Below are 20588 nucleotides of genomic sequence, written 5' to 3'. Positions count from 1 at the left end.
GAAGTTCAATCGTCTGTTGATGTCGAGATTCTCTGAGTCGAGGCAAGGTGGCGCTCCGTGCCACTCCGCTCACTCCAGGTGGGTCAGGTCGGCTTCGGTGTCGATGTCGAAGGGCCGGGCGACGTCCCCGCACTCGACGAGGGCGATCTCCCGCCGGTGCTCCGTCAGGTAGGCGCGTGCCCCCCGGTCGCCGGTCGCGGTCGCGGCGATACCCGACCAGTGAGCGGCACCGAACAGCACCGGATGGCCGCGCACGCCGTCGTACGCCGCCGACGCGAGGGACGCCTCGCCCTCGTACGCTGCGAGGACCCGGGCCACCGCCTCCGGTCCGATGCCGGGCTGGTCGACGAGCGACACCAGCGCGGCCCGTGCGCCCGTGCCGGCGAGCGAGCCGAGCCCGGCGCGCAGCGATGTCCCCATGCCCTGCTCCCAGTCGGGGTTGTCGACCAGGACGCAGTCCGGCAGCGAGGCGCGTGCGCGCACGTCGTCGGCCTGTGCGCCCAGTACCACGTGGACGGTCGCACAGCCGCCCTCCCGCAGGACCCGCACCGCGTGCTCCACGAGCGGCCGTCCTCGGTGGGGGAGCAGCGCCTTGGGCCGTCCGCCGAGCCGCCGCCCGCCCCCGGCGGCGAGCAGCAGTCCCGCGACCGCCCGCGCCCCGCACGTCGTCTCCCGTGTCGTCATGCCCCCTGCATACCGCACGCCCCGCACGGGGGTGCGACGGCGCGGGGTGCGCGTCGGACAGGCGTGCGCCTCGGGCCAGAAAGTCACTCAGCGAAACAAGTCGATGACGCAATGGACTGGCGCCTGGTGGCTCGCGTCGTTTACTGTCCCCGCACCGACCGGCCGCTGTCCGGTGTGGGGGACTTCGTGTCGGAAGGGCACGCGCACGACGAGGTGCGAGGGGGAGGACTGTGTTGCGGAGCGTGGAGCAGAAGCGGCAGGGGTCTGTGACCGGCGGCGACGAGGACCCGCGCGTGACGGAGCTGTCCTGCGCCGTCTCCCGGTTGCGCCGCCGACTGGCCGCCCATCCCGGCGAGTTCGCCGACCGGAGCATCGCCGAGGAGGAACTGGCCGCTCTGGCCGCCCTGGCCGCGGACGGCCTCCCCGAGATCCCCCGGCTGCGCCGCTCCCTGCTGCTGATCGCGGGCGCGATCGGCTCGGTGAGCGCGCTCTCCGCGGAGCTGACGGAGGTCCGGCGGGCGGTGGATCTCTTCGGAGGGCCGATGCGGGGCCAGGGTTAGGCCCTGTCGTTCGGATCAGGCCGGCTGTGAGGCTCGGCTCCCGTCAGCCGACTCGGGCCCCGCGACGCCGGGATGATCCAAACGGCAGGCCCTGGGGGGAGCGCTCGCCGACCCGGGTCCACACCGGCGCCCCTCGCGGGCGCCGGCCGCGTCGCCGCCGGGAAACGGCTCCGCGAGACCGGAGCCTCGCGGTCTGCCGCCGTTACGCGGGGCTCTGGCTGGCGAGCGCCACGGAGAGCTCCCCGGCGACCTGCTGGAGCACCGGCACGATCTTGTCCGTCGCCGCCTCCGTGACCCGGCCCGCCGGGCCGGAGATGGAGATGGCCGCGGCGGTGGGGGAGTCGGGAACCGGGACCGCGAGGCAACGGACCCCGACCTCCTGCTCGTTGTCGTCGATGGCGTAGCCCTGCCGGCGCACGTCCTCCAGCGCCGCGAGGAACCCGTCGGCCGTCGTGATCGTCTTCTCCGTCGCGGCGGGCATGCCCGTACGGGACAGCAGTGCCCGCACCTCCTCCGGCGGGAAACCGGCGAGCAGGGCCTTGCCCACTCCCGTGGAGTGCGGCAGCACGCGCCGGCCGACCTCCGTGAACATGCGCATCGAGTGCTTCGAGGGCACCTGCGCCACGTAGACGATCTCGTCCCCGTCCAGCAGTGCCATGTTCGCCGTCTCGCCGGTCTCCTCGACCAGCCGCGCGAGGTACGGCCGCGCCCAGGTGCCCAGCAGTCGGGAGGCCGACTCGCCGAGGCGGATCAGGCGCGGGCCGAGCGCGTACCGCCGGTTGGGCTGCTGACGCACGTATCCGCAGGCCACCAGCGTGCGCATCAGCCGGTGGATGGTCGGCAGGGGCAGCCCGCTGCTCGCGGACAGCTCGCTCAGGCCGACCTCGCCGCCCGCGTCCGCCATCCGTTCGAGCAGGTCGAAGGCGCGCTCCAAGGACTGGACGCCGCCGTTGGCGGAGGACCGGGCGGAGTCGGTGGTGCTGGCGCTGGACGTCGGCACGGCGCGTTCCTTTCGGGGCGGGCGGGAGGGGCAGAAGCCTACCCGGCAGTCGGTTGACTCCCCGCTTGGACGTAGCTACGTTCTGCTTGCTGGAAGTTTAATTCCGCTTTGTGGAAACGTCCAGAGGTGTGCGCGTGAAGGGCGCCGCGGTCAAGTGTGCCCTTGACGGCGCGGGAGAGGGAGTGAAGACTTCTTCAACAGAAAGTTGAATTCCGTTACGCGGAAGTAAGGGGTTCGGGTGTCCGACGCTGAACTGGTGCTGCGCTCGACGCGCGTCATCACTCCCGAGGGAACGCGTGCCGCATCCGTGGCGGTGGCCGGCGGCAGGATCACGGCCGTCCTCCCGCACGACGCGCCCGTGCCGGAGGGCGCCCGCCTGGAGGATCTGGGCGACCACGTGCTGCTGCCCGGCCTCGTCGACACGCACGTGCACGTCAACGACCCCGGCCGCACCGAGTGGGAGGGCTTCTGGACGGCCACCCGCGCCGCGGCGGCCGGTGGCATCACGACCCTCGTCGACATGCCCCTCAACTCCCTCCCGCCGACCACGACCGTCCCGCACCTGCGGACCAAGCAGCAGGTGGCCGCCGACAAGGCACACATCGACGTCGGTTTCTGGGGAGGCGCCCTGCCCGACAACGTCAAGGAGCTCCGGCCGCTGCACGAAGCGGGCGTGTTCGGCTTCAAGGCGTTCCTGTCGCCGTCCGGCGTGGACGAGTTCCCGCACCTGGAGCGGGAGCCCCTTGCCCGCACCATGGCCGAGATCGCCGCCTTCGACGGACTGCTCATCGTGCACGCCGAGGACCCCCGCCGCCTCGCCTCCGCCCCGCAGCAGCCCGGCCCCAGGTACGCCGACTTCCTCGCCTCCCGCCCCAGGGACGCCGAGGACACCGCCATCGCCCAGCTCATCCGTGAGGCGAAGGCTCTCCACGCGCGCGTGCACGTCCTGCACCTGTCCTCCAGCGACGCCCTGCCGATGATCGCCGAGGCGCGGGCGGAGGGCGTCCGCATCACCGTGGAGACCTGCCCCCATTACCTGACCCTCACCGCCGAGGAAGTCCCCGACGGCGCCAGCGAGTTCAAGTGCTGCCCGCCCATCCGCGAGGCCGCCAACCAGGACCTGCTCTGGCAGGCACTCGCCGACGGCACCATCGACTGCGTCGTCACCGACCACTCCCCGTCCACCGCCGACCTGAAGACCGACGACTTCGCGACGGCCTGGGGCGGCATCTCCGGACTCCAGCTGAGCCTGGCGGCCGTGTGGACCGAGGCGCGCAAGCGGGGACACGGCCTGGAGGACGTGGTCCGCTGGATGTCGACGCGCACGTCCGAACTCGTCGGGCTCGACGACCGCAAGGGCGCCATCGCGGTGGGCCGCGACGCCGACTTCGCCGTCCTCGCCCCCGACGAGACCTTCACCGTCGACCCGGCGGCCCTCCAGCACCGCAACCACGTCACCGCGTACGCGGGCAGGACCCTGCACGGCGTCGTGAAGTCCACCTGGCTGCGCGGACAGCGGATCGTCGCGGACGGCGCGTTCACCGAGCCGAAGGGGCAGCTCCTCACCCGGACCCACTGACAACCATCCCGGACCTCGAAAGGCAGACCTGATCACCGTGACGGCGATTCCCAGTTTCACCGGCGACGCGAACCCCTACGGAGGCGGTGACCCGTACGCGGACTACCGCACCGCCGACTTCCCCTTCACCCAGTACGCCGACCTCGCCGACCGCCGCCTCGGGGCCGGTGTCATCGCCGCCAACGACGAGTTCTTCGCCCAGCGCGAGAACCTGCTGGTGCCCGGGCCCGCCGAGTTCGACCCCGAGCACTTCGGGCACAAGGGCAAGATCATGGACGGCTGGGAGACGCGCCGCCGCCGGGGCGCCTCCGCCGACCACCCCTGGCCGACCGAGGAGGACCACGACTGGGCGCTGGTACGCCTCGGCGCCCCGGGCGTGATCCGCGGGATCGTCGTCGACACCGCCCACTTCCGCGGCAACTACCCGCAGGCCGTCTCCGTCGAGGGCACCTGCGTGGCGGGCTCCCCCTCGCCGGAGGAGCTTCTCGGGGACGACGTGAAGTGGACGAGCCTCGTCCCGCGCACCCCGGTCGGCGGCCACGCGGCGAACGGTTTCGCCGTCGACGTCGAGCAGTGCTTCACCCACCTGCGGGTCAAACAGCACCCCGACGGCGGCATCGCCCGCCTGCGCGTCCACGGCGAGGTCGTCCCCGACCCCGCCTGGCTGGAGGCGCTCGGCACCTTCGACGTCGTCGCCCTGGAGAACGGCGGCCGGGCGGAGGACGCCTCCAACCTCTTCTACTCGCCCGCCTCCAACACCATCCAGCCGGGCCGCTCCCACAAGATGGACGACGGCTGGGAGACCCGCCGCCGCCGGGACCGGGGCCACGACTGGATCCGCTACCGGCTGGCCGCACAGGCGCAGATCCGCGCCCTGGAGATCGACACCGCCTACCTCAAGGGCAACAGCGCCGGCTGGGCGTCGGTGTCCCTCAAGGACGGCGAGGACGGCGACTGGCAGGAGATCCTGCCCCGCACCCGCCTCCAGCCCGACACCAACCACCGCTTCGTCCTGCCGGCCCCGGCCGTCGGCACGCAGGCGCGCGTCGACATCTTCCCGGACGGCGGCATCTCCCGCCTGCGCCTGTTCGGCTCCCTGACCCGGGAGGGGGCGAGCCGGCTGGCGGCCCGCCACCAGGAGCTGGGTGGCTGACCCTCCCCTCGGCCGTGGGGCGCCCCGGCCGGACAGCACCGGTGCGCCCCCCGTCCCTCACGCCGCGTGACCGCCGTCCACCGAGAACTCGGCACCGGTCACATACGTCGCCCCCGCCAGGTACGCGACCATCGAGGCCACCTCGTCCGCCGTCCCGAACCGGCCCAGCGCCGTCATCGCGGCCTGGCCGGCCGCGTACGGCCCGTCCGCCGGATTCATGTCCGTGTCGATCGGGCCGGGAAGGACGAGGTTCGCCGTGATCCCGCGCCCGCCCAGCTCCCGGGCCAGCGCCTTCGTCAGCCCGGCCAGGGCCGCCTTGCTCGTCGTGTAGAGCGTCCCGCCGGGCCCCGGCACCCGCTGGGCCATGCAACTGCCGATCGTGATGATCCGTCCGCCGTCGGGCATCCGCGCGGCGGCCGCCTGGGAAGCCAGGAAGACACCCCGGACGTTGACGTGGAGGACCCGGTCCACGTCGGCGAGCGACAGGGTCTCCAGCGGTCCGAGCACCCCCACCCCCGCGTTGTTCACCAGGATGTCGAGTCCGCCCAGCGCCTCGGCCGCCGCGTCCACCACCTCGGCGGCCTCGGCGGCCTCGGCCGCGTCCGCGCGCAGCGCCACCGCCCGGCGCCCCAGTGCCTCCGCCTCCCGGACGACGTCCTCGGCCGCCTCCTTGCCGTTCACATAGGCGACGGCCACGTCCGCGCCCTCCCGGGCCAGGCGCACCGCCGTCGCCGCGCCGATCCCACGGCTCCCGCCGGTCACGAGAGCCACCTTGCCGTGCAGAGTTCCTTGAGAAGTCATGGGTCCATCCCAGCGGCGGCACGGCCGCGGCGCTGGCGGCGAACGGACGTCGAGGTCCGGGAGTCCGGAGGAGATGCCCCCTGTCCGGAGCACATCCCGAACCGGTTCTTGTCGGCTCCGGCATCGTCTTCAGCCGTACCGGCCGCAGCGGCGGTGAGGAGGGCATCCGGCGCCGTGGCGCGCGCGGACGGCCCAGCGATGAGTTGCGGGGGCCTGCGGGGTCTGAACCGATGACAGCAGATCCCGTCCGACCCGGAAGGAAGGCACCCGCCATGGGCAAGCTCGTCTCCACCCTCTTCGTCACCCTCGACGGCGTCTACCAGGCCCCCGGCGGTCCGCAGGAGGACACCCGCGGCGGCTTCACCCACGGCGGCTGGAGTTTCCCCTACGCCGACGAGGACTTCGGCCGGTTCATCGGCGAGGTGTTCGCCCGCCCGGGCGCCTTCCTGCTCGGCCGCCGTACCTACGACATCTTCGCCACCTACTGGCCCAAGGTGACCGACCCGACGGACCCGGTCGCCTCCCGGCTCAACTCCCTGCCGAAGTACGTGCCTTCCTCGACCCTGACGGATCCCGGCTGGGCGGGCACCACGGTGCTCACCGGTGACCTGGCCGAGGAGGTCACCGCCGTGAAGGAGCGCACCGACGGGGAGGTCCAGGTGCACGGCAGCGGCGCCCTCCTGCGGTCCCTGCTGGCGCTCGACCTGGTCGACACCCTGCACCTGCTGACCTTCCCGGTCGTGCTCGGCTCCGGGTTCCGGCTGTTCCCCGAGGGGGCCGTACCGACCGCGTTCGAGCATGCCGGGGGGAGCGTCACCGGCGCGGGCGTGTCGATCCAGACCTACGACCTGAAGGGCCGCCCGGAGTACGGCGAGTTCGGGCTGCCGGAGGACGCGTGAGGGCATCGGGGGGCGGGTGAACTTCCCGCGAACGCACGGGGTTTCACAGGAAATTCCCCAGGCTTGTCATTGACATGCCAGCGTCTACGCGCGTCATCATGAACGTCATGAATTTCCCCCCACGCGCCTCACGGCTCGGCGCAGCAGCCGCCCTCCTGTCCGCTCTCCTCGTCGGCGGAACCGTCTCCGCGACCACCGCCGACGCGGCCCCCACCGCCGTCGGCGACATCTGCTACAGCGACCTGCCGTCCCAGGCCCACGACACGCTCGACCTGATCGAGCGGGGCGGCCCCTACCCGTTCGACCAGGACGGCACCGTCTTCCAGAACCGGGAAGGCATCCTGCCCAGCCGGTCGTCCGGCTACTACCACGAGTACACGGTCATCACCCCCGGCTCCTCCACCCGCGGCGCGCGGCGCATCGTCACCGGTGAGGAGAACCGGGAGGACTACTACACCGCCGACCACTACGAGTCGTTCGACCTGGTCGACTACGGCTGCTGAGCCCGTCGTGGCCGCGGGCCGGACGTCCATCCGCAGTTCAGACGGACTTCCGGCTCCCGGCCGCCGCGAACAGGGCGACGCCCAGCACGAGCAGCGCGACGCTCGCGTAGACCTCGTAGCCGTCGAGGAACCCCAGCCGCTGCACCAGGCCCCAGTTCCAGTCGGTGAACTCGTGCACCAGGCCCGCCCCGCCCTGCACCAGGGCGAGGAAGCCGAGAATCTCCAGCACCTGCTTCATGTCACGAGCCTCGCCCCGCGGATCCCCCACGCACATCGGCCGCGGGGCGAGCACCCGGGGCCGGACGTCTCCGCTCCGGCGCCACGGCGGCATCGAAAGTCTGCGGTGTGCCGACTTTGGTCGACGAACCCGCGCGAGGGCGGGTGCGGCGGGCTGCGGCTGCGTAGATTTGTCGCTCGTGAGTGGTGATGACGTGGGGCACGCCTCCCCGGTACCGGCGGGAGCGACGCCCGGGCTGTTCACCGGGCGCAGATGGTTCTTCCCGTCGGCCCTCCTGCACGAACTCGACCCCGACGCCGTACGGGCCGGGCTGCGGCCCCGGCGCACCGCCCGGGACTGGGTCGTCGACTTCTCCTGCTTCCTGCTGGCCGTCTCGGTGGGCGCGCTGGCCGTCGACGCGCTCGTCGACAACCCCCATGTGCCGCCCGGACTGGCCGTCGCCGACCAGGTGATCGGTGCGCTGGCCTGCGCCGCGGTCTGGCTGCGGCGCCGCTGGCCGCTCGGGCTGGCCGTGGCGATGACCGCCGTCACCTTCGTCTCGGACACCGCGGGCGGCGCGGGCCTCATCGCCCTGTTCACCCTGGCCGTGCACCGCCCCTTCCGGTACGTGGCCTGGGTCGGCGGCGTCAACGTGGCGCTGGTGCCCCTCTACTACTGGGTGCGCCCCGACGCGGACATCCCCTACCTGGTGAGCGTTCTCTTCGTCGTGGTGCTGACCGTGGCGATCGTCGGCTGGGGCATGTTCGTACGGGCCAAACGGCAGCTCATGGTGAGCCTCCGGGACCGCGCCCGGCGCGCCGAGACGGAGGCACGGCTGCGGGCCGAGCAGGCGCAGCGGCTCGCCCGCGAGGCCATCGCGCGGGAGATGCACGACGTGCTCGCGCACCGGCTGACGCTGCTGAGCGTGCACGCGGGCGCCCTGGAGTTCCGGCCCGACGCGCCCCCGGCGGAGACGGCGCGGGCGGCGGGGGTGATCCGTGAGAGCGCGCACGAGGCGCTCCAGGACCTGCGGGAGATCATCGGCGTGCTGCGGGCGGGCGAGCCCGACGACACGGGCCGGCCGCAGCCCACGCTCGCGGCGCTGGACACGCTGGTCGCCGAGTCCCGCGAGGCCGGCATGAAGGTCTCCCTCGACCAGCGCGTCGAGGATCCCGCCACCGTGCCGTCCTCCGCCGGCCGCACCGCCTACCGGATCGCCCAGGAGGGTCTGACCAACGCGCGCAAGCACGCCCCCGGCACGGAGGTCACCGTGACCGTCACCGGCGCACCCGGCACCGGCCTCACCGTCCGTGTGCACAATCCGCCGCCCGAGGGCGAGGTACCGCCCGTCCCCGGCTCCGGGCAGGGGCTGATCGGCCTGACGGAACGGGCGACCCTGGCGGGCGGCCGACTGGAACACGGACCCACACCCGAGGGCGGGTTCGAGGTGCGGGCGTGGCTGCCGTGCGGGTGAGCACTCGCCGCCCGGCCGTCAACCCCCTCCGCGGGGAGGGACGTTGGCGCGGACCATCACCCCGTCCGGGCCCGCCGCCCGGCCCGGCCGTGATTACGTAAGGCCCATGACTGCGATCAGAGTGCTCCTCGTCGACGACGATCCGCTGGTGCGGGCCGGGCTGTCCTTCATGATGGGCGGCGCCGACGACATCGAGATCGTCGGCGAGGCCGCCGACGGCGCCGAGGTGGAGGCCCTCGTCGACCGCACCCGCCCGGACGTCGTCCTCATGGACATCCGGATGCCGACGGTCGACGGTCTCACCGCCACGGAGCGGCTGCGCGCCCGCCAGGACGCCCCGCAGGTGGTGGTGCTCACCACCTTCCACGCCGACGAGCAGGTACTGCGCGCGCTGCGCGTGGGCGCCGCCGGGTTCGTCCTCAAGGACACGCCGCCGGCCGAGATCCTCGCCGCGGTGCGCCGGGTCGCGGCCGGCGACCCGGTCCTGTCGCCCACGGTCACCCGACAGCTGATGCGGCACGCCGTCGGCACCGCCGGCGACACGCGCCGCACCCGCGCACGCGACCGCATGGCCGTCCTCAACGACCGCGAGCGGGAGGTCGCCGTCGCGGTCGGCAGGGGCCTGGCCAACGCCGATATCGCCACCGGCCTCTTCATGAGCGTCGCCACCGTGAAGACGCACGTCTCGCGCATCCTGGCCAAGCTCGACCTCAACAACCGCGTCCAGATCGCGCTGCTCGCCTACGACGCCGGGCTCCTGGAGGAGGAACGGGAAGAGCACTGACCGCCCCGCGCCCGACCGTCAGGCGAACGCGGGTCAGGCCCCACCGGGGATCTCCGCGAGGTGCACCGGCCTGCGCTCCCGCCGCGACAGCTCGCACGCCTCGGCGATCCGCAGCGCCTGCAGCGCCTCACGCCCGTCGCAGGGGTTGGCCCGCTCACCCCGGACGACCTCGACGAAGGCGTTCAGCTCCGCCTCGTAGGCCGGGCCGAACCGCTCCAGGAAGCCCGTCCACGGCTTGTCCGCGGCCGGCGGCCCGGTCGGCTCGGTGGACGCGATCGGCGTACGGTCGTCCAGCCCCACCACGATCTGGTCGCGCTCCCCGGCGAGCTCCATGCGCACGTCGTAGCCGGCCCCGTTCATCCGGGTCGCGGTCAGGGTCGCGAGGGTGCCGTCGTCCAGGGTGAGCAGCGCGGCCGCCGTGTCGACGTCGCCCGCCTCGCGGAACATCCGGGGACCGGCGTCGGACCCGGCGGCGTAGACGTCCGCCACCTCCCGGCCGGTCACCCAGCGCAGTACGTCGAAGTCGTGGATCAGCGTGTCCCGGTACAGCCCGCCGGACAACGGCAGCCACGCGGCGTCCGGTGGCGCCTGGTCGCTGGTGAGGGCCCGCACGGTGTGCAGGCGCCCCAGCCGACCGGAGCGCACGGCCTCGCGGGCACCCGTGTAGCCCGCGTCAAAGCGACGCTGGAAGCCCATCTGGAGAGCCGTGCCGGCCGCCTCGACCTCGGCGATCGCGTTCAGGCTCCCCGGCAGATCCAGCGCGATGGGCTTCTCGCAGAAGACCGGCAGGCCCGAGCGTGCTGCCCGACCGATCAGTTCGGCGTGGGCCGACGTCGCCGTCGTGATCACCACGGCATCCACCCCCCAGCGGAAGATCTCCTCCACGCCGGGCGCCGCTGTCTCACCCAGCCGGTGCGCCAGTTCCTGGGCCCTGCCGGGGTCCGCGTCCGTGAGGATCAGGGAGCCGACGTCGCGATGCCGACTGAGCGTGTTCGCGTGGATGGTGCCGATGCGGCCCGTACCGATGACGCCGATGCGCATGAGAACAAAGTGCGTGCACAGCCCGCCGCTGTCAATCTGTATGTCCGGACAATCTGACTACACGACTTCCCGTCAACAACGCACGGAGCTACGCTCGGCCCGTGCCGAAACCAGAAGTGGACCCGACCGTGCAGCTCGAGCTGAGCGTGGACCGCAGCTCTCCCGTGCCGTTGTACTTCCAGCTGTCCCAGCAGCTGGAGGCCGCGATCGAGCACGGCACGCTGACCCCCGGCAGCCTGCTGGGCAACGAGATCGAACTCGCCGCCCGGCTCGGCCTGTCCCGGCCGACCGTCCGCCAGGCCATCCAGTCGCTCGTCGACAAGGGCCTCCTCGTACGCCGCCGCGGCGTGGGCACACAGGTCGTGCACAGCCAGGTCAAACGCCCCCTGGAGCTCAGCAGCCTCTACGACGACCTGGAAGCGGCGGGCCAGCGCCCGGCGACCAAAGTCCTGGTCAACGAACTCGTCCCCGCCTCGGCCGAGATCGCGGCCGCACTCGGGGTCGCAGAGGACAGCGACGTCCACCGCGTCGAGCGCCTGCGCCTCGCCCACGGCGAGCCCATGGCCCACCTCTGCAACTTCCTGCCCCCCGGCCTGATCGGCCTCGACACCGACCAGCTGGAGACGACGGGCCTCTACCGCCTGATGCGGGCGGCGGGCATCACCCTGCACAGCGCCCGCCAGTCCATCGGCGCCCGGGCGGCGACGACGGAGGAGGCGGAGCGGCTGGCCGAGGAGACGGGCGCGCCGCTGCTGACCATGCAACGCGTCACATTCGACGACACCGGCCGCGCGGTCGAGTACGGCACGCACACGTACCGTCCGACACGCTATTCGTTCGAGTTCCAGTTGCTCGTGCGTACGTGAGGGGCGCGGACCGTAGCGATGTGCGGCTCCGCCGCGTGCGCGGCGAGCCACCGGGCACCCGCACCCGGTGACGATCCGCGCCACCCCTCTGCTCCGCACCCCGCCTCCCCGTGAGGCAGAATCGGCGGCGATGAGCACCTACCGCGACTTCACCGCCCCCATCGGCTCCCGCCGTGCCACCGTGCTCCGCACCGTCGGCACCCGGGAGCGCCGTTCCCACCTGACGGCACCCCGCGTGCCCACGGTCGGCATCGACATCGGCGGCACGAAGGTGATGGCGGGCGTCGTGGACGCCGACGGCAACATCCTGGAGATGCTCCGCACGGAGACCCCGGACAAGTCGAAGAGCCCCAAGGTCGTCGAGGACACCATCGCGGAGCTGGTCCTGGACCTCTCCGACCGGCACGACGTGCACGCCGTCGGCATCGGCGCGGCCGGATGGGTGGACGCCGACCGCAACCGGGTGCTGTTCGCCCCGCACCTGTCCTGGCGCAACGAACCGCTCCGCGACCGCCTCTCGGGCCGGCTGTCCGTTCCGGTCCTCGTGGACAACGACGCCAACACCGCCGCCTGGGCCGAGTGGCGCTTCGGCGCCGGCCGCGGCGAGGACCACCTGGTCATGATCACCCTGGGCACCGGCATCGGCGGCGCGATCCTGGAGGACGGGCAGGTCAAGCGCGGCAAGTACGGCGTCGCCGGAGAGTTCGGCCATATGCAGGTCGTGCCCGGCGGCCACCGCTGCCCCTGCGGCAACCGCGGCTGCTGGGAGCAGTACAGCTCCGGCAACGCCCTGGTCCGCGAGGCCCGTGAGCTGGCCGCCGCCGATTCGCCCGTCGCGTACGGGATCATCGAGCACGTCAAGGGCAGCATCGGCGACATCACCGGCCCGATGATCACCGAGCTGGCCCGTGACGGCGACGCCATGTGCATCGAGCTGCTCCAGGACATCGGACAGTGGCTCGGCGTCGGCATCGCCAACCTCGCCGCCGCCCTCGACCCTTCCTGCTTCGTGATCGGCGGCGGTGTCTCGGCCGCCGACGACCTGCTGATCGGCCCGGCCCGGGACGCCTTCAAGCGGCACCTCACCGGCCGCGGCTACCGCCCCGAGGCCCGCATCGTCCGGGCCCAGCTCGGTCCCGAGGCCGGCATGGTGGGCGCCGCCGACCTCGCCCGGCTGGTCGCCCGCCGCTTCCGCCGCGCCAAGCGCCGCCGCGTGGAGCGGTACGAGCGCTACGAGCGGTACACGCAGTCGCTCCGCAGTACCCAGGAGACGCCGTGACCGCCTCCCTGCCCCACCAGGGACCCTGGTCCGACGAGCAGGACCGCCCGGTCGAGGACCGCCGCCACAGGAACCGCCGCAGGGCCCTCACCCTGCTGATCATCGTGCTGCTCATCGGCGTCCCGGCCGGCTACCTCGTGATCTCCGCGAACCAGAGCCGCGACAGCGGCAAGGACAAGGAGGCGAAGTACTCGGCGACCGGCCTGACCGCGGGCTGGCCCTCCAAGCTCCAGCGCCGGATCTACCAGGTGCCCGTCCCGCACCCCGCCTGGCACGTGGCGTACTACGAGACCAACAACTGGAAGACCAGCCGCCTGTACACCCAGTTCGAGACCAACGCGGCCGGCCTGGACGCCTATCTGACCGGCTTGGGCGTGACCCGGAAGGATCTGGAGAAGGGCCACATCACCATCGGCGCCCGCGACCGCAAGGTCACCGGCTGGAAGTTCGCCACGACCGACTCGTGGTTCGGCTTCGTCCACCGGCAGAAGAACCCGGCCCCCACCCACGACGTGGTGGTGGACCTGTCCAACCCGGCGTACCCCTGGGTGTACGTCGTGTCCCGCACCGTGCCCTGAGCCCGCCGGAGCCGATTGTCAGACCCCGCCCGTAGAGTCGGAGACAACTGATCCGGCACGCGGGGCGGGAGGTGGCAGGACGTATGGGAGAGACGGCTCCGACAGCCGATCGGACGGCGGACACGACGGTCCCGGTCCGGCTCCCGGCCGTCTTCCTGCCCGCGCCCCTCCCGCGCGACGGGCGCATCGCCTTCTGGGACCCCGAGGGCGAGCCCCTGCCCGCAGAGCCCCTGCCCGCCGAGGACACCGAGCTGACCGTCGTACGCCGGCACGGCACCGCCGGAGTCCGGCGCCGCACCACCCCGGCCCTGTCCCTCCCGCTGGACGCGGCCCTGCCGCTCCTCGTCCGCGCCCGGCACGACCCGGCGGCCCACCCGGCCACGGCCTGCTGGGGCGCGGCGGCCCTGCACGCCCTGAGGCTGACCGCGCGCGGCCGGCTGCTGCCCGGTCTGACCGCCACGGGCCACGACGCCTGGCGCGCCGGCCCCCTCGACCCGGACGACATCGCGCACCTGCGCGCGGTCGCCGCGGCCCTGCCCCATGAAGGCCACGCCGTCCCGCTGCCCGGCCCCGGCCCGCTCCGGCTGCCCGAACCGGAAGCGCTGGTGCGCGCCTTCCTGGACGCGGTCGCCGACACCCTGCCCCGCACCCCGGCCGCGCCCCACACCTCGGGCCGGCCCTTCGCGGCCCGCGAGGCCCAGCACCTGCCGGCCGCCCACGACTGGGCCGCCGAGGTCGCCGCCGGCATGGACGCCGGCGTGCGGATCTCGCTCCGCCTGGACCTGTCCGCCTACGACCTGTTCGACGACGCCTCCGACGGCGGCGCCCGCAGCGCCGGCGCGGCGATCGTCCAGGTGCACAGCCTCGCCGACCCCACCCTCGTGGCCGACGCCGCGGCCCTGTGGGCGGGCGCGGCCGCCGACGCCTTCGGACCCCGCGCCCGCGTGGACGCGGCCCTCGCCGTCCGCCGGGCGGCCCGCATCTGGCCCCCGCTCGACCGGCTCGCCGACCAGGACGTGCCCGACGTGCTGGCCCTGACCGAGGACGAGCTGAACGACCTGCTCGGCGTCGCGGCGACCCGGCTCGCCGCGGCCGGGGTCGCCGTGCACTGGCCGCGGGACCTCGCGCAGGACCTGTCCGCCGCGGCGGTGGTCCGTCCGGCCCCCGGCTCGGCGACCGACGGCACCGGCTTCTTCGAGAGCGAGGACCTCCTCCAGTTCCGCTGGCAGCTGGCCCTCGGCGGCGACCCGCTCACCGACACCGAGATGGACGCCCTTGCCGAGGCCCACCGCCCGGTCGTCCGGCTGCGCGACCAGTGGGTGCTGGTCGATCCGGCGCTCGTCCGCAAGGCCCGCAAACGGGACCTGGGCCTGCTCGACCCGGTCGACGCGCTGTCCGTCGCCCTCACCGGCACCGCCGACGTGGACGGCGAGACGGTCGAGGCCGTACCGGTCGGCGCCCTGGCCGCCCTGCGCGACCGCCTGACCGCGGGCATCCGCCCGGCCGAGCCGCCCCCGGACCTGCGGGCCACCCTCCGGGACTACCAGCTCCGCGGCCTGGCCTGGCTCGACCTGATGACCTCCCTCGGCCTCGGCGGCTGCCTCGCCGACGACATGGGCCTCGGCAAGACCGTCACCCTCATCGCCCTGCACCTGAAGCGGGCCCGCCGCGAACCGACCCTCGTCGTCTGCCCGGCCTCCCTGCTCGGCAACTGGCAGCGGGAGATCACCCGCTTCGCCCCTGGAGTCCCGGTCCGCCGCTTCCACGGCCCGGACCGCAGCCTCGACGGCCTGGACGGCGGTTTCGTCCTCACCACGTACGGCACCATGCGCTCGGCGGCCCCCGCCCTGGCCGAGCGCGCCTGGGGCATGGTCGTCGCCGACGAGGCGCAGCACGTCAAGAACCCCTACTCGGCCACGGCCAAGGCGCTGCGCACGATCCCGTCCCCCGCGCGCGTGGCCCTGACCGGCACGCCCGTCGAGAACAACCTCTCGGAGCTGTGGGCCCTGCTCGACTGGACCACCCCCGGCCTCCTCGGCCCGCTGAAGTCCTTCCGCGCGCGGCACGCCCGGGCCGTGGAGACCGGTGAGGACGAGGAGGCGGTGGAGCGCCTGGCCCGCCTGGTCCGCCCCTTCCTCCTGCGCCGCAAGAAGTCCGACCCGGGCATCGTGCCCGAGCTGCCGCCCAAGACGGAGACCGACCACCCGGTGCCGCTCACCCGCGAACAGGCGGCGTTGTACGAGGCGGTGGTCCGGGAGTCGATGCTCGCCATCGAAACGGCCGAGGGCATGCCCCGCCGGGGCCTGGTGCTGAAGCTCCTCACGTCGCTGAAGCAGATCTGCAACCACCCGGCACTGTTCCTGAAGGAGGAGCACACCCCGGCCGCGGGCGACCGGCTCGCCGCCCGCTCCGGCAAACTCGCCCTGCTGGACGAGCTGCTGGACACGCTGCTCGCCGAGGACGGGTCCGCCCTCGTCTTCACCCAGTACGTCGGGATGGCCCGCCTGATCACCACCCACCTGGCCACCCGCGCGGTCCCGGTCGACCTCCTCCACGGCGGCACGCCGGTCCCCGAGCGCGAGCGCATGGTGGACCGCTTCCAGGCCGGTTCGACGCCGGTCCTGGTGCTGTCGCTCAAGGCGGCCGGCACCGGCCTGAACCTCACCCGGGCGGGCCACGTCGTGCACTTCGACCGCTGGTGGAACCCGGCCGTCGAGGAACAGGCCACCGACCGCGCCTACCGCATCGGCCAGACCCAGCCGGTGCAGGTGCACCGCCTCATCACCGAGGGCACCATCGAGGACCGCATCGCCGAGATGCTCCAGTCCAAGCGGGCCCTGGCCGACGCGATCCTCGGCTCCGGCGAGTCCTCCCTCACGGAACTGACGGACCGGGAGCTGTCCGACCTGGTGTCCCTGCGGAGGTCGTCATGACCCCCAGCCCGGCCGACGAGGCCCGCCGCGCGCTGCGCGAGGCCCGGGAGCGGGCGGCCAGGGAAACCGGCCCGGCACCGGCTGCCCGGCCGGGCCCGCCCCCGGCCGGGGGCGCCGCCGCCCAGGGAACCCCCGGGCCGGCAGACGTGGCACGCGAGGCGCTCCGGAGGGCGGTGTCCGTTCGGGACGACGTCAGTGACGATGTCCCCGATGTCCCTGAGTCCGACATCGCCGGTCGGGAGGAGGACGACTGCGGCGCCGAAGCCACCAGCGCCCGCGAAGCCGACCACGGCCTCGAATCCACCAGTGCCCCCGATCTCGCCGGTGCCTCCGAGAGCGCCGGTGCGTCCGGGACCGCCGGTGCGCCCGGGACCGCGGATGCAGGGGAGGCCCTCGGTGCGCCCCATGACGCCGGCGCACCCGACGACACCCCGGCCCCCGATACGCCGGAGCCCCAGGCATCCGGTGACCCTCGGACCAACCCGGCGGGGGCCGCCCCCGCCGATGCCGCCCCCGCGCGGCCTTCCGCCCGGGCGGGTGCCGAGCCACGCGCCGCGGACGTCGCCCGTGAGGCGCTGCGCGCGGCACGGGACGACGCGCGGCGGGCCCGCGAGGAGACCGAGCGGGAAGGCGCCCGCCGCAGGCGCCGGGCCCGGCAGAGCGCCGTGGACGACAGAGCGGCGGCCGCGCGGCGAGCGGGCGCGGACGCCCCGGCGGCGCGTGACGTCCGGCAGTTGCTGTCCGACGCGTTCCGGATGCCGAATCCGCAGGACGCGCCCACCGACGACCACGAGCGAACCACCGGGCAGGGGAGCGGTCCGGCTCGCACGGCCGACCTGCTGCACGGCTCCGCCGGCCGAAGCCCGGAGAGGCCGCACAGCGGATACGGCCAGGAGGAGCCGTACGGCGGTTACGACGAGGCCGCACCCGGTCCGGTAGGGCCTCACAGCGAGTCCGGCCCGGCCGCACCCGGCCCTGTGACGCCCGGCCGGGCCGGAAGCCCGGGGACCGGTTCCGAGGCCTCGGCCGCCACGGCAGGGACGGGCACCCCGGCATCCCCGCCCCCGGACCCCGCCGCGCACCCAGACGGCCCGGCGACGCCGCTCCCGCCGTCGGCCCCGGCCTACGCCCGCCCAGGCCACCCGGCGCCTGCGAGTTCCCCGACCGCCCACTCCACGCAGCTCTCGACCCCGCGCTCGGACTCTGTGTCCCGCACCCCCAGGTCCCCCCGCTCCATGGCCGACCCCTCCCGCGACAGCGAACTGCGCCGTACCTTCCCGCCCTTCCCGCCCCGGGCCGGCGAACGCTTCGCCGAGAGCTGGTGGGGTAACGCCTGGGTCAGCGCCCTGGAGCAGGGCGCGCTGGACGTGAAGCGGCTGGAGCGCGGGCGGGGGTACGCCGGGCAGGGGCATGTCGACGCCATCACCGTGACACCCGGGATGGTGCTGGCCTACGTCCAGGGCAGCCGGCCCCGCCCGTACCGCGTCCAGGTCCGCCTGCGCACGCTCGACGACACCGACTGGGACCGGTTCCTGGACACCGCCGCCGACCGCCCCGGGCACATCGCGGCGCTGCTCGACAAGGAGATGCCCCAGTCCCTCGCGGACTGCGGCGTGCCGCTGCTGCCCGGCCCCGGCGACCTGGAGCCCCGGTGCAGCTGCCCCGACCGCGGCCACCCCTGCAAGCACGCGGCCGCCCTCTGCTACCAGACCGCCCGGCTGCTCGACGCCGACCCCTTCGTCCTGCTTCTGCTGCGCGGCCGGGGCGAGCGGGAACTGCTCGACGCGCTGTCCCGGCTGAGCGCCACCCGCGCCGCGCGCGCCGCGCAGGACAGGGGCCCGGCGCCCCTGCCCGGCGTGCGGGCGGCGGAGGTCCTCGCGTCGCGCGCCCTCCCGCCCCTTCCCGCACCATTGCCTCCGCCCGCGCACCCCGAGCAGCCCCCGGCCTATCCGGCGGCCCCCGGCGGCCCGGACCCCTTCGCGCTGGACCAGCTGGCCACGGACGCCGCCGTCCGCGCCCACGCCCTGCTCCACACGGGCCGTGACCCGGTCGGTGAGCTGACCTTCTGGCAGGACGCGGTCCGTCTCGCCGCGGCCCGCCCCGGGTCGGGGCTCACCGCGGGCAGCCGGGCGCTCTACTCCTCCCTCGCCTCCGCGGCGGGCCGCACCCCGTCCGAGCTGGCCCGCGCGGTGGCTGCCTGGCGCCAGGGCGGACTGGAGGGCCTCGCCGTGCTGGAGGAGCCGTGGGATCCGCCCGCCGGCCGGTTCGACCGGGCCCGGCCCCTCCTCCTCGCCGCCGACCTGCCCGCCTTCCGGCCCTGGCGCAATCACCTCACCCACCCCCAGGGCCACGTCCAGCTCCGCCTCGGCCGCGACGGCCTCTGGTACGCCTACGAGTCCGAGCCCGGCCACGACGACTGGTGGCCCAGAGGCACCCCCGACCTCGACCCGGTCGGAGCGCTGACCGGCCTCGGCCTGCCGAGCGACCTCTGACGGCGTCCCAGGGCCTGCCGGGGGCCGGTGGGTGGAGGCGGCGTGCGCATTCGCGGCCGATTTTCGGGAGCCGGGTGTGAGGATCGGGGGACCGGCGTCGGCGGCGCCGGAATCGACGGTTAGCGTGGAGCGGTGAGTGAGACGACGACCCCTGCCCTCCAGTACCGCTTCGACGGCCCGGAAGACGCCCCCGTCCTCATCCTCGGGCCCTCGCTCGGCACGACCTGGCACAGGTTGTAGGGAACCGTCTATAGGCGTCCAGGTCAGTCCAAGGCGACCGCACAATTCCAGGTCAGAGCGTTTTGGTCCGGGGGAGTCGACGCAGTCGGTGACAGGTGTGTGATAGCGGTGTTCGACGAGAAGCCTCGCCCGTGCGGTCCGACGGATCTCAATTAGGTGCGTGCAACGTCCGTCGAGGGCACCGTTGCGCCCGGCTTCTCCCCTCCTGAGTACCCGAAGCAAGGAGGGGGCGACGCCGCTCTGACGGCCGAGGCACAGCGTGTCACCCAGGGATTCTCCGCGCCCAACCGGGAGGCACTCTTGGCTCCTGCGAATCCAACCGCCTTTGGGAGTGTCTACGGCACGGCATGTCTCTCCGAGACCGTGCCTCGAGTAGTTCCTCCCGCGCGTGATCTCCGCCACCGGCGTCAGCGGCTCGGTGCGGTCCTCCAGAGCACGACGTGCTGGGTCAGACACTGGAGATCGACGAGGCCCTCGCCCGGCGGCATCCGGCGCCCTCGCCTCACTCGACGGCCACCGCATCACGGTCCACGCCCCGTTCGTCGTCGACGGCGTCGGCGCGGGCGACTCCTTCACCGCCGGCCTGCTCCACCGCCTCTTCGCCCTCGGCCGCCTCGGCGGCCGCCTCGACGGACTGAGCGTCGCGGATCTCACCGAAGCCTGCGCTTCGCCGCCCGCGTCGCCGCGCTGACCTGCTCCGTCCCCGGCGCGAACCCTCCGCGCACGGACCCGGCATCCTTGGAGGCCGAGGCGGAACGACTCCTGCCGCACGCCTGAACACGCATAGGTGCCCCCGGCAACAACTGTCGCCGGGTATCAGGCGGTTCTGGTCGTGAACTCGGCCAGGAGTGCGGTGACGACCCGATCTGTCACGGCCGTCATGTCGACGGACTCGGGGGCGAGCAGCCACTGGACCTGGAGGCCGTCCATGACGGCGATGATCGCCGTGGCAGCCTCTTCGAGGTTGAGGTCGGGGCGTGTCTCGCCGAGTTCGGATGCTTCGGCGAGGGCTTCGGTGACCATGACGCGCAGGCCGGCGTAGCGGGCGCGGAAGTAGTCCTGGGCGGGGTGTCCCTCGGTGACGCTTTCCGCCGAGAGCACGGCGTAGAGGCGGACGATGCCTTCGCGTTCGGTGTTGCGGCGGACGGTGTCGACGAGGTGGCGCAGGAAGGCCATCCCCTTGGGGCGGTCGGGGCCGAGCTGCTCGATGTCGGTGGCGTCACGCAGGTCCAGGACGCTGGTGAGCAGTTGGGCCTTGGAGCGGAAGTAGTGCAGGACGCCGGCCTGGGTGACCCCGGCGCGGTCGGCGATCTCTTGAAGCGAGGCGTTGTTGTAGCCGCGGGCGGCGAAGGTGTCCATGGCGATCTGCAGGATCTCCTGCCGTCGCTGCTGGGCCTTGAGACTCTTCCCGGCGCGGGGCTGCCGTTCCCCGTTCGGCGTGCTCTCGCTCATCGTGCGGAGTCTACGGGGCTGTCTATCAGTGGTCACCCTCCGATCAAACCTGA

Annotated in this window: 18 protein-coding genes and 1 pseudogene; 13 read left to right on the top strand and 6 right to left on the bottom strand. The window is 73.5% G+C overall.

Annotated features, from left to right (window positions below; all coding sequences use genetic code 11):
- Nucleotides 1-69: 69 nt before the first annotated feature.
- Entirely contained in the window at nucleotides 70-684 is a 615-nt protein-coding gene (locus ACFY9E_RS04940; protein WP_390979347.1) for an NTP transferase domain-containing protein, read from the bottom strand.
- 230 nt (nucleotides 685-914) lie between these two features.
- Here ACFY9E_RS04940 and ACFY9E_RS04935 point away from each other — a divergent pair, with 230 nt between their 5' ends.
- Nucleotides 915-1244 (top strand): DUF5955 family protein, encoded by a 330-nt coding sequence (locus ACFY9E_RS04935; protein WP_390979345.1) that lies wholly within the window; start codon nucleotides 915-917, stop codon nucleotides 1242-1244.
- 202 nt (nucleotides 1245-1446) lie between these two features.
- Here ACFY9E_RS04935 and ACFY9E_RS04930 read toward each other — a convergent pair whose 3' ends face one another.
- Complete coding sequence (locus ACFY9E_RS04930) at nucleotides 1447-2244, bottom strand: IclR family transcriptional regulator C-terminal domain-containing protein (protein ID WP_390979343.1); 798 nt, start codon at nucleotides 2242-2244, stop codon at nucleotides 1447-1449.
- Nucleotides 2245-2482: 238 nt separating this feature from the next.
- Here ACFY9E_RS04930 and allB point away from each other — a divergent pair, with 238 nt between their 5' ends.
- Both allB and alc read left to right on the top strand, forming a co-directional pair.
- Nucleotides 2483-3823: an allantoinase AllB gene (gene allB / locus ACFY9E_RS04925; RefSeq protein ID WP_390979341.1), complete on the top strand. Its 1341-nt coding sequence runs from the start codon at nucleotides 2483-2485 to the stop codon at nucleotides 3821-3823.
- 37 nt (nucleotides 3824-3860) lie between these two features.
- Nucleotides 3861-4976: an allantoicase gene (alc, locus tag ACFY9E_RS04920; protein ID WP_390979339.1), complete on the top strand. Its 1116-nt coding sequence runs from the start codon at nucleotides 3861-3863 to the stop codon at nucleotides 4974-4976.
- A gap of 57 nt (nucleotides 4977-5033) precedes the next feature.
- Here the strand turns inward: alc and ACFY9E_RS04915 are convergent, their stop codons facing one another.
- The gene (locus ACFY9E_RS04915) at nucleotides 5034-5777 is read right to left on the bottom strand and encodes an SDR family oxidoreductase (RefSeq protein ID WP_390979337.1); all 744 of its coding nucleotides are present in this window, start codon (nucleotides 5775-5777) and stop codon (nucleotides 5034-5036) included.
- Between the two features lie 272 nt (nucleotides 5778-6049).
- On the opposite strand from ACFY9E_RS04915, the gene ACFY9E_RS04910 reads away from it, so the two are divergent.
- Together ACFY9E_RS04910 and ACFY9E_RS04905 are read left to right on the top strand one after the other, a co-directional pair.
- On the top strand, nucleotides 6050-6676 hold the full coding sequence (locus ACFY9E_RS04910; RefSeq protein ID WP_390979335.1) for a dihydrofolate reductase family protein: 627 nt from the start codon (nucleotides 6050-6052) through the stop codon (nucleotides 6674-6676).
- Between the two features lie 107 nt (nucleotides 6677-6783).
- Nucleotides 6784-7179 carry a ribonuclease domain-containing protein gene (locus ACFY9E_RS04905; protein ID WP_390979333.1) on the top strand — a complete coding sequence of 132 codons (396 nt, stop codon included), beginning with the start codon at nucleotides 6784-6786 and terminating at the stop codon, nucleotides 7177-7179.
- 37 nt (nucleotides 7180-7216) lie between these two features.
- On the opposite strand, the gene ACFY9E_RS04900 is transcribed toward ACFY9E_RS04905, so the two are convergent.
- The gene (locus ACFY9E_RS04900; protein ID WP_390979331.1) at nucleotides 7217-7417 is read right to left on the bottom strand and encodes a hypothetical protein; all 201 of its coding nucleotides are present in this window, start codon (nucleotides 7415-7417) and stop codon (nucleotides 7217-7219) included.
- Nucleotides 7418-7595: 178 nt separating this feature from the next.
- Between ACFY9E_RS04900 and ACFY9E_RS04895 the strand changes: the two genes are divergently transcribed.
- Both ACFY9E_RS04895 and ACFY9E_RS04890 read left to right on the top strand, forming a co-directional pair.
- Complete coding sequence (locus tag ACFY9E_RS04895; protein WP_390979329.1) at nucleotides 7596-8870, top strand: histidine kinase; 1275 nt, start codon at nucleotides 7596-7598, stop codon at nucleotides 8868-8870.
- 106 nt (nucleotides 8871-8976) lie between these two features.
- Nucleotides 8977-9654, top strand: coding sequence for a response regulator (locus ACFY9E_RS04890; RefSeq protein ID WP_390979327.1), 678 nt, complete (start codon nucleotides 8977-8979; stop codon nucleotides 9652-9654).
- Nucleotides 9655-9687: 33 nt separating this feature from the next.
- Here ACFY9E_RS04890 and ACFY9E_RS04885 read toward each other — a convergent pair whose 3' ends face one another.
- Complete coding sequence (locus tag ACFY9E_RS04885; RefSeq protein ID WP_390979325.1) at nucleotides 9688-10695, bottom strand: Gfo/Idh/MocA family oxidoreductase; 1008 nt, start codon at nucleotides 10693-10695, stop codon at nucleotides 9688-9690.
- A 128-nt stretch (nucleotides 10696-10823) separates the two neighbouring features.
- Between ACFY9E_RS04885 and ACFY9E_RS04880 the strand changes: the two genes are divergently transcribed.
- From ACFY9E_RS04880 to ACFY9E_RS04855, 6 genes and pseudogenes are all read left to right on the top strand, one after another.
- The gene (locus ACFY9E_RS04880) at nucleotides 10824-11561 is read left to right on the top strand and encodes a UTRA domain-containing protein (protein ID WP_390980303.1); all 738 of its coding nucleotides are present in this window, start codon (nucleotides 10824-10826) and stop codon (nucleotides 11559-11561) included.
- 130 nt (nucleotides 11562-11691) lie between these two features.
- Entirely contained in the window at nucleotides 11692-12840 is a 1149-nt protein-coding gene (locus ACFY9E_RS04875; RefSeq protein WP_031106526.1) for an ROK family glucokinase, read from the top strand.
- Nucleotides 12837-13418, top strand: a complete 582-nt coding sequence (locus ACFY9E_RS04870) for a sugar kinase (protein WP_390979323.1) — start codon at nucleotides 12837-12839, stop codon at nucleotides 13416-13418. Before ACFY9E_RS04875 ends, ACFY9E_RS04870 begins: the two co-directional genes overlap by 4 nt.
- An 83-nt stretch (nucleotides 13419-13501) precedes the next feature.
- Nucleotides 13502-16351, top strand: coding sequence for an SNF2-related protein (locus ACFY9E_RS04865; RefSeq protein ID WP_390979321.1), 2850 nt, complete (start codon nucleotides 13502-13504; stop codon nucleotides 16349-16351).
- Nucleotides 16348-18843: an SWIM zinc finger family protein gene (locus ACFY9E_RS04860; protein ID WP_390979319.1), complete on the top strand. Its 2496-nt coding sequence runs from the start codon at nucleotides 16348-16350 to the stop codon at nucleotides 18841-18843. Before ACFY9E_RS04865 ends, ACFY9E_RS04860 begins: the two co-directional genes overlap by 4 nt.
- Before the next feature lie 724 nt (nucleotides 18844-19567).
- Nucleotides 19568-19860: pseudogene (locus tag ACFY9E_RS04855) on the top strand (PfkB family carbohydrate kinase); the annotation flags it as partial.
- Nucleotides 19861-19899: 39 nt separating this feature from the next.
- Here the strand turns inward: ACFY9E_RS04855 and ACFY9E_RS04850 are convergent.
- Nucleotides 19900-20535: a TetR family transcriptional regulator gene (locus tag ACFY9E_RS04850; protein WP_390979318.1), complete on the bottom strand. Its 636-nt coding sequence runs from the start codon at nucleotides 20533-20535 to the stop codon at nucleotides 19900-19902.
- Nucleotides 20536-20588 lie beyond the last annotated feature (53 nt).

Source organism: Streptomyces sp. NPDC012466 (assembly GCF_042955215.1).
Lineage (GTDB): Bacteria > Actinomycetota > Actinomycetes > Streptomycetales > Streptomycetaceae > Streptomyces.
The sequence above is the reverse complement of the archived record's forward strand: the minus strand, read 5'-3'. Positions and strand labels throughout refer to the sequence as shown.

Excerpts from the sequence above, each read along its gene's own strand:
- ACFY9E_RS04850 (WP_390979318.1), bottom strand. The coding sequence starts at position 20,535 with ATGAGCGAGAGCACGCCGAACGGGGAACGGCAGCCCCGCGCCGGGAAG.
- ACFY9E_RS04900 (WP_390979331.1), bottom strand. The coding sequence starts at position 7,417 with ATGAAGCAGGTGCTGGAGATTCTCGGCTTCCTCGCCCTGGTGCAGGGC.
- ACFY9E_RS04940 (WP_390979347.1), bottom strand. The coding sequence starts at position 684 with ATGACGACACGGGAGACGACGTGCGGGGCGCGGGCGGTCGCGGGACTG.
- ACFY9E_RS04915 (WP_390979337.1), bottom strand. The coding sequence starts at position 5,777 with ATGACTTCTCAAGGAACTCTGCACGGCAAGGTGGCTCTCGTGACCGGC.
- ACFY9E_RS04860 (WP_390979319.1), top strand. The coding sequence starts at position 16,348 with ATGACCCCCAGCCCGGCCGACGAGGCCCGCCGCGCGCTGCGCGAGGCC.
- ACFY9E_RS04910 (WP_390979335.1), top strand. The coding sequence starts at position 6,050 with ATGGGCAAGCTCGTCTCCACCCTCTTCGTCACCCTCGACGGCGTCTAC.
- ACFY9E_RS04890 (WP_390979327.1), top strand. The coding sequence starts at position 8,977 with ATGACTGCGATCAGAGTGCTCCTCGTCGACGACGATCCGCTGGTGCGG.
- ACFY9E_RS04875 (WP_031106526.1), top strand. The coding sequence starts at position 11,692 with ATGAGCACCTACCGCGACTTCACCGCCCCCATCGGCTCCCGCCGTGCC.
- ACFY9E_RS04885 (WP_390979325.1), bottom strand. The coding sequence starts at position 10,695 with ATGCGCATCGGCGTCATCGGTACGGGCCGCATCGGCACCATCCACGCG.
- ACFY9E_RS04905 (WP_390979333.1), top strand. The coding sequence starts at position 6,784 with ATGAATTTCCCCCCACGCGCCTCACGGCTCGGCGCAGCAGCCGCCCTC.
- ACFY9E_RS04865 (WP_390979321.1), top strand. The coding sequence starts at position 13,502 with ATGGGAGAGACGGCTCCGACAGCCGATCGGACGGCGGACACGACGGTC.